The organism is Melghiribacillus thermohalophilus (assembly GCF_004342905.1).
In the GTDB taxonomy this organism is placed as follows: domain Bacteria; phylum Bacillota; class Bacilli; order Bacillales; family Alkalibacillaceae; genus Melghiribacillus; species Melghiribacillus thermohalophilus.
This window is the reverse complement of sequence record NZ_SMAN01000013.1, coordinates 31,953-45,839: the sequence shown is the minus strand read 5'-3', so window position 1 is coordinate 45,839 and position 13,887 is coordinate 31,953. Positions and strand designations below refer to the sequence as shown.

Here is a 13,887-nt window from a genome sequence, read left to right as displayed (position 1 = left end):
CATGATTAGATAATCACATCTAAGAAAACCTCATTGGCCATCTTCTTGACAAAAAATAGCACACGTTAGTTCCAGACACTTTCAAAAAATCCCATGACCTCGGTTCCTCTCAAAATCATGGCGGCTGCCGAAAATACAATGATCCCCTTTATCAATCGTTCATCATCCTCTTTTTCGTTAGGCACGTGTGTATGCCCGGAACATATTGTTTGAAACATTCATACCTGTTTTCCCTTATAATATTATGTAAGTATATATCTGGAATACGTAATAGAAAGCGGGGGATTTCCATGATGCAGGTGAAGAAAGCTATTATACCGGCAGCAGGACTTGGGACAAGGTTTTTACCCGCAACAAAGGCGCAGCCGAAAGAAATGCTTCCGATTGTTGATAAGCCGACGATTCAATATATTGTAGAGGAGGCTGTTGCTTCAGGAATTGAAGATATTTTAATCGTCAGCGGCCGTGGGAAACGTGCCATTGAAGATCATTTTGATAAATCCTACGAACTCGAAGAAACGCTGGCGAAACGGAATAAATTTGACCGATTAAAAGAGGTACAGGAAATAGCCGAACTGGCCAACATTCATTATATCAGGCAAAAGGAACCAAAAGGGTTAGGCCATGCCATCTGGTGTGCACGAAAGTTTATCGGCGATGAACCTTTTGCAGTTATACTCGGTGATGATATTGTCAGAACAGAAGGGGTACCGCCCTGCATCAAACAATTAATGACTATTTTTGAACAGTACCAGACATCGGTAATCGGGGTTCAGACAGTTCCAGAAGAACAGCTTCCAAAATACGGAGTGATCAAGCCGTCAGATGAACAACCGGAAGATGGAGTTCTTTCCATTGAGACACTGGTAGAGAAGCCAGATCAAGGTCAGGCACCATCGAGCTATGCGATCATGGGAAGATACATATTAACGCCTGTGATCTTCCAGATTCTTGAAGAACTTCCTCCCGGTGCAGGAGGAGAAATCCAGCTGACCGATGCCATTCAAATTTTAAATCAAAACGAAAAAGTTCTTGCCTATGAGTTTAAAGGAGACCGTTATGATGTAGGGGATCAATTTGGCTTTATTCAGGCTACACTGGATTTTGCTTTAAAACGCCCGGATTTAAAAGAAAAGCTTGAACGGTATATTCATCAAACCATCAGCAGCTTCGGAAAAACGGAATGAGCTTCTGTAGATGTGTAGCAGGGTGTTTGATCCCATTCCCTGGATGGACAAAAAGATGGTCCCATTTTCCTGATTTTCCGGATCATTCTACCCGAATTTTGTCGACTGTGATACAATAGGGGGTAAAGGTACAACTGGAGAAATCCAGTGTCACAAAGCTACAGGGGCTAAGGGCTTTTGCCTATGCCAGCCAGCTGCCATTACCGTACAAAAGGGAGGAAAAGGTAATGAAACCCGATTGGAGCAAATGGTTTTTTATTTTTTCAGCAGTCATGATTGTTTTTTCAACACCATCCTATATTTTGGCTGATGATGATTTCGAGGATGAAGAGTTAGAAGAATTAGAGGAAGAATTAGAAGAGTTGGAAGACGAACTCGAAGAATTAAATGAAGAATCAGAAGAAGATGATGAAGAAGACCGCGGAAAAGACAAAAAAGACAAGAAGAAAAAAATAGAAGAAAAGATCAGGGAAAAGCAGAAAAAAATTGAAGAACAGCTAAAAGAAAAACAGCAGAAACTGGAAGAGAAAAAACGAAAACAAGAGGAAAAACGTAAAGATAAACGAGAAAAAGAAGAAGAGAAGCTAAAGGAAGCACAGGAAAAAAAGCAGGAAAACTTCGAAAAAACTTTTGAAAAACGTAGTGAATCCATCGACAAGCAACTGGAAAATGTAGAAAAACATCTTGAAAAAATCAATGAGCAAATGGAAGACTATTTTGATGACCTCGCAGGAGACGATGATGCTGGTGAAGAGGACAACGAAACAGCGGAATTGAAAGTGGCAGAAACGGATGATGAAGACGAAGATGGCCAATCAGAAGATACAGATGAGAATGAAGCACTCGAACGAGACGATGATGAAAATGAAAACTATAATGAAGCAATGGAAGACCGGTTGAACAGTTTGTATGGCCAATTCGGTGCCCAGAAAAATAAATTACAAGCTGCAGAAAAAAATGTGAATAATCTGGAACGCTGGGCTGCTGACCGTTTAGAAGATGATATATATGTATCTGAGTTAGATGAACTACGTGACGAAATCGCCAGTCTTCGTGAAGAAATTGCTGCATCCGAAGAGCGCTTAAACGATTTGAAAAATCAAATGAAAGAAGACGCTAAAAAAGACGCTCAAGAAGATATTGAAGAAGAAACAGGAGAAGAAGAATCAGAAGAAGAAGAAAATGCTGGTGAGATAGATGACGAAGACCTGGAAATAATCAAAAAGGTTATAACTGAAACAATTGAGGAAATTGGATATGATTCACCGCTTTCTCAGGATCAGATCGTTCAGATTACATTACTGGTATTAGTTGAAATGTTAACGATGCATCAGTGAGAAGGGTTTGCTGCAGCTTATACGATCAAATAGGCGTTCACGACTATTCGAGGCTCAATGTAGAGCCAGGTTAAAAAAACAAGCCACCTGAACGATGGAAATTCAGGTGGCTTGTTATATGATTAAGCAGCAGATGAATCGTTTGTGCTCTGGGATGTATCGGTGAAATGATCAGGGGATATGTTTGCTTTTATTTGCATCGCAATATAATAGACAATTCCCGCTACAATCAATGACTGAACAGCCGGTAAACCTAATGGCTTGACATACTGAGTGATGTAGCCTATCCCCGTACCAAAAACGAGGGCAATCGTAGCCATCCAATTCCACCCTTTATGATCCACCCATTGTTTATTTCGGATAAAGAAAAAGTCGGTAAACATAACACCTGCCACTGCAGGATAAATTAAAGCAGTTAAATACAGAAAGTCCATAAAATAGTCTAATATTCCGGCCAGAGCAATGATAATGGCAATCAAAGTGCCGATAAATGTTAAAAGGGCTCTTCCTTTTCCAGAATTAACATTCAGCATATTTGATAATGCCAGCCCCATACTATAGTTGTTCACCAATTGGCTTGTCCAGGTTGCGAACCATAAAATTAAAAATCCCCAGACCGGAAAACCGAGATTTAACATCACGTTGACGATATCAGGGTCACCAACTCCGACTGACATGATCGCACCTACATAAAACAGAGGAAAACCCACTCCGATAATGCCCAGAGGAATCAAAACATTATCCTTGATTTTAGGCTTTGCATATCGGGTATAATCAGAGGAAATCACCCACTGTGAAACGTTAACGCCCAATACGAGACTGATTCCGCCCAAGAGTGTCAGCGTTGGGTTTTCCGGCTGCCATGAGACGATGGTATCCCAGCCCGTGTTTTTTAATGCATAAAATATTCCTGCAGCAATCAATACTAATCCTGCCGGAACTGCAATATAATCAGTCCATTTCATAGAAGAATATCCTATGATGGATGGAATGGCGAACAGCAAGCCAATCACAATGGTAATCATGGCCCAGGAGAACCATTGTGTGCTGTAATCAATCCCGAGCATCGCAGAAATCGCATTCCCGGCTACTGCTGTCTGTACGGCCCACCATCCCAGGGAAACGATAAAGATGGTTAAACCTACGATGAATCTGGCCTGTTGTGCCCCAAAGGCTGTGCGAGCAATCACGGAAGATGATCTCCCTGTTTTTGCCCCTATATACCCTGAAATACCATTTCCAACCCATTGGAAAATAAATAACGAAATAAACAAAACCCAAAAGATCGATGACATGCCGAAGCTTCCTACCAGTGTTGCTCCTACCATTAATACAGGAATGGTAAATTCTAATCCGCCAAAAATCATAGCTGGTGTTAACCAGTGCTGGCGCTGATCAAGAGGGATGGCCGATAACGCCTCATCCTTAACGACGGATTTATTTAACACTTTTTCTTCCATAACTTTCACACTCCTAATTACAGAATATTTTGAAAAATAAAAGGAAAATATATTCTCTTAGGGGGCAGCCCCCTAAGAGTAATGGATTTAACTGACTAAAACCCAGACAATTTCACAATCCTGTTCTCCATCATTGAATGCATAATGGGACTCTCCAGCGGGAATATAGGTTGCCTGTCCTTTCGAAATACGATATTCCTTTCCTCCACTTTCTGTAATCAGTGACCCTTTAATAACGAGAGAATATTCGTGTTCCTGATGTGTACTCATTCCTGATAAAGGAACTCGTTGTCCCGGGGGGATCGTCACAAAACCAAATTTCACAATCGTATGTTCAAACTGGTTTTGAAATAGTGTGATTAAAGACACAGGAGAATTTTGATCTGGTCCGATGGTATGAATCGATTGTACCTGCAAGCTACTTCCCTCCATTATTTCGTTCTGATGTTACCCCTTCAACTTCAAAGGTATCCGGGTTGACGATGACACCAAAGAGTTCTTTTGCCTGTTCAACGGTAAAATATTCATTTTTTACATCCATCGCTACTTTTTCAGGTGGCCGTTCAAAAGGGTTCCCATAACCTCCCCCAGAGGCCGTCATTAGTCTGACTTTATCTCCGGTATTTAGCGGGTATCTTGGGTAAATGCCAAAAGGACCATCCGTATCCCCATCACGCTTTTCGATGATGAACTGGTTAGGTGAACCTTCCTTTCCGCCGCTTGAACCCCAGGGTAAAAATTTATTTCTCCCAAACGTTGCTGTAACCATCTGGTTGTCTGTCAATGCTTCATAGGTTCTGATCACACCGCGGCCGCCAATGAATTCTCCTGCACCTGCCCCGTCTGACCTTAAGCTATATTCATTAACACGAACCCCATACCGGGTTTCTGCCACTTCAACTGGAACATTATAGGTTTCACCGTCTCCTATACAGAATTGTCCGCTCGCTCCATCCTGACCTTTGCCTGCCCCCCATCCACCAACAGAGGGCTCAACAATGAGAAATGGTTCGTCAGTATCATGATGTTTACCTGTTAACGTTACAGCGCATACGGACAATAAATGCCCTGCAGTTAATCGATCAGGCAATTCCGGAGCAAGTGCTTTCCAGATCAGATCTGCCCCTGCCAGCATGCTTTCCCAGTATATTGATACGGGAGCAGGTCGTTCAGCAGCCAGTACTGATTTTTCATCTGTAATAATTTTCAGGGGTCTAAATACGCCATCATTGACATCCTGGGAAGGATTCGTAATGGCAAGAAAAATTGTTCTGACGGCTGAAACGAGTGCCGTATACGAACAATTGATTGGCCCCATGACTTGAGGTGAGCTTCCTCGAAAATCACAAATGAACTCATCTTCTGTAATCGTCACCTTTACCTGAATCGGGAAAGGTCCGTTTCCAAATCCATCATCATCAATAAAATCTTTTGCTTCAAAAGTTCCTTTCGGTAGTCTGGATAGTTCTTGTCTTGCGAGCTGTTCTCCGTGGTCCAGCAGGTGATTGATTGATGTCAGAACCATATCTTTTCCATATTTGTCACATAACTCTTTGACCCTTTTTTCACCTGTTTTTAATGCAGCTACTTGAGCCCATAAATCACCGAGAGAAAGGTCTGGAAATCTTACATTGTACTTAATGATTTCAACAACGGCCTGGTTTATATGGCCTTCATTGAATAACTTGACACATGGAAATTGCAATCCTTCCTGGAAAATTTCCGTCGCATCATTGGTAAATGATCCTGGATCTTTTCCGCCAACTTCGGTCCAGTGTGCTTTATTCGCTGAGAAAGCAACCAGTTCTCCTTCATAAAAGATGGGCATGACTAAACCTACATCTGAAAGATGGGATCCTCCCCCGCCATAAGGGTCATTGATAATAAGGATATCTCCAGGTTTTAAATCCTCTTCCCCATACTTTTTCAATGTTTCTTTTACCATAAAAGAGAGCATTCCAATAAAACCGGTTACTCCATTACCCTGAGTCAGAAGTTGTCCTTTTGAATCTAGTAGTCCGCTGGCATAATCAAGCACTTCGTAAATGATGGGGCTCATTGATGTTCTTGCGAGTGCAATAAACATTTCATCTCCAATGGCAATCATCGAGTCTTTTACAATTTCCAGAGTAAATGGGTCTACATTCGGTGTAGCATACACATTCGATTTTTCCATTTATTTCACCCCCGTATCAATAATGAGATTCCCATAAAGATCAACGGTAATGGTTTGTCCCTCATCGATCACTGTTGAAGCTGATGGTTCTTCTACAATAGCTGGACCTTGAATAAAATGGGATGGGGACAGTTTATGTCGGTTATAAACCTTTGTTTTTGTCCATCCTTTTTCTTCAAAGTAAACCTTTCTTGTTTCAATTAAGGCGTCTTCAAGACGATATTTGTTATATTCCATTTCTTTTAGCACAGGCTTTTGTACTTTCCCAAAGGCTGTTAAATGAATATTTACGATTTCGGTAGGAGAACCGTCCAATTTAAAAGTGTAATTTTTTTCATGCAAAGTATGAAATCTCTGGATCACTTCTTCCAGCGTTTCTGTTGTCCATTTTCCATTCGGGACGGGAACTTTAACGGTATGTTCCTGGCCAAGATATCGCATATCGGCAAATCTTGAGAACATGACATTTTCCCGTTCAACTTGTTCTTCCGCAAATTGAGTTAGAGCCTGCTGTTCAAGCTTGTCCCATTCTTCATTCAGTTCATTCAGATCGGCTTCAGCCATTCGGCGAATAAAGGTTTTGATATAGTCATGACGAAGGTCTGTCATTAACATGCCCCATGCTGAAAACACGGAAGAGGCTACAGGAACAATGACTTTTTTTACACCGAGTTCCCTAGCTAACACGGGAGCGTGCATCGACCCTCCTCCTCCAAACGCGACCAGTGTAAATTCACCTGGATCATGCCCTTTTCGAACAGATATCAGTTTAAGAGCATTCAGCATGTTCGAATTTGCAATCCGAATGATTCCCAGCGCCGCATCTTCTGTCGACATGTGGAAATGTTTCGCTATTTTTTGGTCTATGGCCTGTTTAACCATGTCCAAATCTACTTCATAGTCAAAATTTTTCGGTGATAGACGTCCGGTAATGAGATTCGCATCTGTTGTAGTCGGTTCGGTTCCACCCTGACCATAGGCAACGGGTCCAGGTACTGCTCCTGCAGATCGTGGTCCTACTTTGAGCGATCCAGCATCATCAATCCAGGCGATCGAACCACCGCCATTTCCAATCTCCACAATATCCACAACAGGTATTTTGATTGGATATCCGGCGCTTCGTTCATTTTTTTCAATGTAGTAATCAGTAGATACCTTGACTTCGCCTTTTTCGATGAGTGAACATTTGGCTGTTGTACCTCCGATATCAAAGGCGATGATGTTTTCTTCCCCGAGAATTTCTCCTAGAACCGCTGCACCATAAATACCTGCGACAGGACCTGATTCAACGATATGAATAGGAGTTTCTTTGGCCTGTTCAAATGTTGTTGTACCTCCATTGGATTGCATGATATAGTTAAGACTGTCTGACGTTTTTTCAGACAATTTATAGTCTAGACGGTCGATGTAGGAAGATGCTGTGGGTTTAACATAGGAATTTAAAACGGCCGTATTCGTCCGTTCATATTCTCGCCACTCTTTGGTCACTTCATGGGAAGCAGTGACCGCCACTTCAGGCCATAGCTCTTTGATTAAATCGACCGTCTCTTTTTCATGGCTGGGATTCATGTATGAATGTAAATAGGCGACAGCAATGGCTTCTACATTTTCCTTTTTAAAGTAGTCGATGATTTCTTTAATTCGGTCCTTATTCAATGGTGTGATCACTTCACCTTTATGATTTAAACGTTCTTCAACTTCCTGGCGCAAATATCTCTCGACAAATGGAACCGGTTTTTTATACCTGACATTAAATAAATCTGGCCTGTTTCCTCTGGCAATTTCTAATACATCTCGAAACCCCTTCGTCGTGATTAGCCCGGTCTTCGCTCCTTTCCTCTCAGTAAGTGCATTGATAATAACAGTTGTACCGTGAATGAAGGTTGTAATGGACTCGCTATGAATGTTGCTTTTTTGAATGACATCCATTACCCCTTCTTCAAAGTTGGGTGGTGTAGTATGACTTTTGGCTACACCAATATGCCCGTCTTCATCCACATAGACAAGATCGGTAAATGTTCCACCAATATCTGTTGCGACTCTCACATGCATCCACCTTTCTAAAATTTATATAATAAAATCCCAGCAACTAAAATATGGCTGGGGTTAATACACAAAGAATCAGCGTTTCTTCGTTTAAGGGATTTTCCCAGTAATGATCCTTTTCAGACGGAAAATGTATGGAATCTCCCTGACGCACAAAATACTCTTGGCCATCCACATTAAATAAAACGGCCCCCTTCAGGACGTAATAAAACTCTTCTCCGGGATGCTTATAAACGGTATCCTGTTTTTGTTTTGGTGCAAGTGTGACCATAATGGGCTCTAATGATCTGCCTGAAAATTCTCCATTCAGTCTACGATAGGTTGCTTCAGATCCTTCGATTTTAAATGGTTTTTGATCGTCTTCCTTAACCATAAAGTTGTTATTTGTTGGTTTGTCAAAAAAGTAAGTAATGTCTACATTGAAGGCATCAGCGATTTTTTTAAGAGATGTGATGGCAAGGGATGATGATCCTCTCTCTACCTGTGACAGAAAGCTAACGGAAAGATCTGTTTTTTCGCTCAGTTCTTTGAGGGTCATACCGCTTTGTAATCGAAGTTCTCGGATTTTGTCGTAAATTTCAACCATTGCTCCCTTCCTTTCATATATTTTGAAATAAGTTTAGTATGAGTTTAAAATTTTCAGTATTACTATAATTGTTTTTATCATAACATAATTTTATCAGAAATAACAGAAAATTTTCAAAAAAGATTATTAAGTAATTCGCCAGGTGACAGGCACCGCTGAGGAGGACTTACAAGCTGTACTGGAGAATTAAGCAAAAGGCCTGGATCATTTTAATCGCATATGAAATCGGTGAACACAGCCCTTTCTTTGATTGGGACGGAAAAAACGACTGCTATGTCAGATCATGTACATCTCATTTATCTGAATTCACTTACAGGAGGCTATTCGGATCTTTTGGACAATCGTACGCATAATTTCTGATCGAATTTTTATGAGATTCTGCAGGTGAGCAACCCATTTTAAAACCAAGGAGGCAATGAAATGAATTTTGATTCATTGTATTACCCGTATCCTTCCCGGAGAATGGTCACTTATGGGAAAAATGGTATGGTAGCCACGTCACAGCCCCTTGCTGCTCAGGCGGGTATAGATATATTGAAAAAAGGGGGCAATGCCGTTGATGCTGCCATCGCGACAGCGGCCTGCCTGACCGTTGTGGAGCCAACGTCTAACGGAATTGGTGGAGATGCTTTTGCTATTGTATGGATGAAGGATCAATTATATGGGTTAAATGCCAGCGGACCGGCCCCCCAATATATATCCATCGAGGCAGTCAAAGAGCGTGGATATGATGAAATCCCTGCCCACGGGGTGATTCCGGTTACCGTTCCTGGGGCTCCTTCGGCATGGGCAGCCCTGTCCAGGCGGTTTGGAAACCTACCATTAAAAGAAGTGCTTCAGCCAGCCATTGATCACGCGCGGAATGGATATGTCATATCACCGATTTTAGGAAAGTACTGGAAGAAGGCATTTGATCAATTTAAGGACACCCTGAACGATGAAGAGTTTACCGGCTGGTTTGAAACCTTTGCGAAAGGAGGACGTGCGCCTGAAATTGGCGAGGTCTGGGCTTCACCGGATCATGCCAGCACCCTGGAAGAAATCGGTGAAACAGAAGGGGAATCCTTTTACCGTGGTCGTCTCGCTGAACAAATCGTCGAATTCTCTAGAACGTATAATGGTTTTTTATCCGATGACGATCTGGCATCCTACGAACCTGAGTGGGTCGACCCGATTTCGGTTTCTTACCGGGGCTATGACGTATGGGAAATCCCGCCGAACGGGCAGGGGTTAATTGCTCTGATGGCTTTAAACATTGTAAAAGGATTTGACTTTTTCGAAAAAGATCATCCAGATACGTTTCATAAGCAAATTGAAGCGTTAAAGCTTGCTTTTATCGATGGCCAGAAGCATATCACAGAACGGAGTCAAATGCGTTTTACTTCAGAAGAATTATTGAAAGAGGTATATGGAGCAAAACGAAGAGAACTAATTGGCGATCAGGCAATAAGACCTGAACCCGGGGAGCCTTCCAAAGGTGGAACGGTTTATCTTGCGACGGCAGACGGTGAAGGAAATATGGTATCCTTCATTCAGAGTAATTACATGGGATTTGGGTCAGGGCTGGTTGTGCCAGGAACAGGCATTGCTCTGCAGAACCGGGGTCACAATTTTTCGTTGGATCCGGCTCATGTCAATGCCCTGGCAGGAGGAAAGCGCACGTATCACACGATTATCCCTGGTTTTCTGACAAAGGACGGGCGTGCGGTAGGTCCTTTTGGAGTAATGGGCGGCTTCATGCAACCACAGGGACATATGCAGGTTGTGATGAATATGATCGATTTCGGCTTAAATCCGCAGGCAGCCCTCGATGCTCCCCGCTGGCAGTGGGTGAAGGATAATAAAGTTTTTGTAGAACCTCATTTTCCAAATCACATCGCCCAGGCACTGGCACGGAGAGGACATGATATTGTAGTGACCATCGATAGCGGCAGCTTTGGCAGGGGACAAATCATTGTGAGGGATCCGAAAACGGGGGTTCTAGCTGGCGGCACGGAATGGCGGACAGACGGTGCTATTGCTGTATGGTGATGATTGTTGGGGATCGAGCATTCGAAACGATGTCAAAGACCGAATCACTCAACTAGAGGACCCATCAGTCCAGGTGATTGTCGCAATGGCCTGACCGCCCATACATGTTGTGCAATGGCTCAACCGCCCAAACCCGGGGTGCGATGGCCCAAGTTAGGAGCAATGGCCCAAGCAGGGGGATGCAATGGCCCAAGTTGAGGAGCTAATGACCCAAGCAGGGGGAGTAACGGCCCAAGTTGAGGAGCTAATGACCCAAGCAGGGGATGCAACGGCCCAAGTTGAGGAGCTAATGGCCCAAGCAGGGGATGCAATGGCCCAAGTTGAGGAGCTAATGGCCCAAGCAGGGGATGCAACGGCCCAAGCGCGAGGAGCAACGGCCCAAGTCGGGAGTTCAATGGCCCAAGCGCGAGGAGCAATGGCCCAAGCGCGGGGAGCAACGACCCAAGCGCGGGGAGCAACGGCCCAAGCGCGAGGAGCAATGGCCCAAACATGGGGCTGTATCGCCCAAGTCAGGAGCCTAATCACCCAAACATGGGAGTAACTCTTCCAAAATAAGGATCAGTACTCTGGCGTATTCCGATTACATTCGGGTTGCCTTACGGGAATCGAAGAGTTTTCCAAAATTTTGACAACACGGTCTGCATGGTAAGATATGTGTAAAACGAATCTTCTATCACAAAAGAAATGAGCTGTCTGCAAGAAAAATCACCGTAGCAGCTCCATCTAACTTTTGTTTAGTTTTTTAAAAAACGAGGATGATACGTCATGATACACTGGCAAATATTTATCGCTTTTTTTCGGGTTGGCATGCTCGGGTATGGGGGAGGTCCATCCTCCATCCCATTATTTCATAAGGAAGTAGTAGAAAAATACAAATGGATGAATGATGATGAATTTGCGGATGTACTGGCCCTTGGAAATGCTTTGCCGGGTCCTATTGCTACGAAAATGGCCGGCTACATTGGCTATCGGGTTGCAGGCATCATCGGGATGATAAACGCTGTACTGGCTACCATTACGCCGACGATTATCATTTTGATTGTGATCTTAACATCCCTTGCCTCATTTAAAGATGAACCATGGGTGGCAGGTATGACGAAAGCAGTAGTGCCGGTGGTAGGGGTCATGCTGGCTGTATTAACGGTAGATTTTTTTGAAAAGTCCCGGATAAATCTTGGCTGGATGAAAAGCATTGCACTCATACTCGGATCGTTTTTTTTGATGGAATGGCTCGGGATACATCCAGGTATTGTGATTGGCGGGGTGCTTTTGTATGCCCTGCTCTCCCCTCTGCAGCAAAACGTGGAGCACACCCATAAGAAAGGACAGGCCGAATGATGAAGTTGTGGGAAATCTTTTTAGCTTTTTTTATACCAGGAATAGTGGGCTACGGCGGAGGACCTGCATCCATTCCCCTTGTAGAAAATGAAGTAGTTGGCCGCTATGGATGGCTGACGGTTCATGAATTCAGCGAGATGCTGGCCCTGGCCAATTCTCTTCCTGGACCGATTGCCACGAAAATGGCTGGCTACATTGGGTATATGGAAGGTGGGGTACTGGGAGCTGTTGTCGGCGTATTTGCCACTGTTGCACCATCGCTTTTTCTCATGATTGTTTTATTAAGTGTATTATACCGATTTAAAGATTCACCGCGTGTCAAAAAAATGACGGCCCTCATTCGTCCGACGATTGCCATTTTGCTCGGAATGATGGCTTATCGTTTTTTTGTGACAGCATACGAGGGTGCTGGACTCGGGCAAACCGCTTTTCTTGTCGTGTTGAGCTATATTTTCATGGAAAGGCTGAAGGTTCATCCAGCTTTTGTCATTGTAGGTTCTTTGATATACGGAGCGGTTTTCCTTTCTTGAAGTTGTTTTCAGGAATACCTGTGTACCCTGGTTTTTATAGGGAAACCTGGGATCTGTTATCATATAAGCAGAGATGTTTATTCAGGAGGTGTCAATGTGAAAACAGCAGTGATTCAAATGACGTCGCTGGACAACTGGGATGAAAATATGGAAAAAGCCGAGGCGATGATTGATCAAGCGGCAAATAAAGGTGCAGATCTGGTAGCCTTGCCTGAATATTTTCCGATTCAGGGGCGCTGGAATGATCGATTAAAACATGCTGAAAATTTACATGGGGATACCGTCACCCGTTTAATTGAAAAAGCAAAAACACATGGTGTCCATATTCTCGGGGGGACAATTCTGGAGAAGTCCAGCCAGGGTGAAAAAGCGTATAACACAAGTGTGCTGATCAGTCCGAAAGGAGAAATTTTGGCGTCTTACCGGAAAATTCATCTGTTTGATGTGGATATTCCGGGAAAAGAGAGTATTCGGGAATCAAACTATCTGAACCCTGGAAAAGAAATCGTAACCGCGGATACATCTCTTGGAACGATGGGTCTCAGTATATGCTATGACCTTCGTTTTCCGGAGCTTTATCGTGCGCTGGCACTGGCCGGTGCAGAAATCATATTTGTACCCTCGGCATTTACGTTATATACTGGACTACAGCACTGGGAAGCCCTGCTTCGGGCCCGGGCTATTGAAAATCAATGCTATATGATTGCGCCTGCCCAGTATGGAACCTATCCACCTGGTAAAATGAATTTTGGAAACAGCATGATTGTCGATCCGTGGGGAACAGTTGTGGCAAGAGCACCAGAGGAAGAAACGGTGATTTATGCAGAGATCGACCTGAAACGTTTAAAGAAGGTACGACAAAACATGCCCTGTTTTGACCATCGCAGGCCGGAATTGTATCAATAAACTTTCAAATATAAAGATTGCCAGGTATTGTTCATGCCTGGCTTTCCTCCACCTTCCCGGGTACAGTTTTTCCTCTATAACACCGGCTCTCTGTTATGAAACGTCCTGAACGATTTGATGTTCGTCTCTGTTTTCACATATTCATAATCTCCCATTATAGTCTACCGATAGTCTTCACGAAAACGATAAGATTTGAGTTTCTTTGAAATCCGGTAAAAGCTTTTTTCCCCTGTCAGCTTCTCGATGTTTTCACCCCCCGTCCGCAAAATTTCTTGGAATGACATCTGTCA

12 protein-coding genes and 1 riboswitch are annotated in these 13,887 nt (G+C 43.3%); of the genes, 6 read left to right on the top strand and 6 right to left on the bottom strand.

Translation table 11 applies throughout. The features are described from left to right. Positions 1-293: 293 nt before the first annotated feature. Positions 294-1,187, top strand: a complete 894-nt coding sequence (gene galU / locus EDD68_RS09775; protein ID WP_132372064.1) for a UTP--glucose-1-phosphate uridylyltransferase GalU — start codon at positions 294-296, stop codon at positions 1,185-1,187. 117 nt (positions 1,188-1,304) lie between these two features. After that, a riboswitch (cyclic di-GMP riboswitch) is annotated at positions 1,305-1,389 on the top strand. Between the two features lie 25 nt (positions 1,390-1,414). Then, positions 1,415-2,524 carry a hypothetical protein gene (locus EDD68_RS15245; protein ID WP_165902128.1) on the top strand — a complete coding sequence of 370 codons (1,110 nt, stop codon included), beginning with the start codon at positions 1,415-1,417 and terminating at the stop codon, positions 2,522-2,524. Positions 2,525-2,646: 122 nt separating this feature from the next. Here the strand turns inward: EDD68_RS15245 and EDD68_RS09760 are convergent, their stop codons facing one another. The 5 genes from EDD68_RS09760 to EDD68_RS09740 form a co-directional block, all read right to left on the bottom strand. Next, complete coding sequence (locus EDD68_RS09760; RefSeq protein ID WP_132372062.1) at positions 2,647-3,984, bottom strand: purine-cytosine permease family protein; 1,338 nt, start codon at positions 3,982-3,984, stop codon at positions 2,647-2,649. 87 nt (positions 3,985-4,071) lie between these two features. After that, positions 4,072-4,401 (bottom strand): cupin domain-containing protein, encoded by a 330-nt coding sequence (locus EDD68_RS09755; protein ID WP_132372061.1) that lies wholly within the window; start codon positions 4,399-4,401, stop codon positions 4,072-4,074. Position 4,402: 1 nt separating this feature from the next. Then, the gene (locus EDD68_RS09750; RefSeq protein WP_132372060.1) at positions 4,403-6,160 is read right to left on the bottom strand and encodes a hydantoinase B/oxoprolinase family protein; all 1,758 of its coding nucleotides are present in this window, start codon (positions 6,158-6,160) and stop codon (positions 4,403-4,405) included. Next, positions 6,161-8,206, bottom strand: a complete 2,046-nt coding sequence (locus tag EDD68_RS09745; protein WP_132372059.1) for a hydantoinase/oxoprolinase family protein — start codon at positions 8,204-8,206, stop codon at positions 6,161-6,163. It abuts the gene before it with no gap. Between the two features lie 43 nt (positions 8,207-8,249). Next, positions 8,250-8,792 carry a helix-turn-helix domain-containing protein gene (locus tag EDD68_RS09740; RefSeq protein WP_132372058.1) on the bottom strand — a complete coding sequence of 181 codons (543 nt, stop codon included), beginning with the start codon at positions 8,790-8,792 and terminating at the stop codon, positions 8,250-8,252. A 420-nt stretch (positions 8,793-9,212) separates the two neighbouring features. Between EDD68_RS09740 and EDD68_RS09735 the strand changes: the two genes are divergently transcribed. Continuing rightward, on the top strand, positions 9,213-10,823 hold the full coding sequence (locus EDD68_RS09735) for a gamma-glutamyltransferase family protein (RefSeq protein ID WP_132372057.1): 1,611 nt from the start codon (positions 9,213-9,215) through the stop codon (positions 10,821-10,823). Positions 10,824-10,942: 119 nt separating this feature from the next. Here the strand turns inward: EDD68_RS09735 and EDD68_RS09730 are convergent, their stop codons facing one another. After that, the gene (locus tag EDD68_RS09730) at positions 10,943-11,314 is read right to left on the bottom strand and encodes a hypothetical protein (RefSeq protein WP_132372056.1); all 372 of its coding nucleotides are present in this window, start codon (positions 11,312-11,314) and stop codon (positions 10,943-10,945) included. A gap of 274 nt (positions 11,315-11,588) precedes the next feature. Here EDD68_RS09730 and EDD68_RS09725 point away from each other — a divergent pair, with 274 nt between their 5' ends. From EDD68_RS09725 to EDD68_RS09715, 3 genes are all read left to right on the top strand, one after another. After that, positions 11,589-12,161: a chromate transporter gene (locus EDD68_RS09725; RefSeq protein WP_132372055.1), complete on the top strand. Its 573-nt coding sequence runs from the start codon at positions 11,589-11,591 to the stop codon at positions 12,159-12,161. Further along, a complete protein-coding gene (locus tag EDD68_RS09720; protein WP_132372054.1) occupies positions 12,161-12,691 on the top strand; it encodes a chromate transporter in 531 nt (176 codons plus the stop codon). Before EDD68_RS09725 ends, EDD68_RS09720 begins: the two co-directional genes overlap by 1 nt. Before the next feature lie 96 nt (positions 12,692-12,787). Then, a complete protein-coding gene (locus EDD68_RS09715; protein ID WP_132372053.1) occupies positions 12,788-13,597 on the top strand; it encodes a carbon-nitrogen hydrolase family protein in 810 nt (269 codons plus the stop codon). Positions 13,598-13,887: the final 290 nt, after the last annotated feature.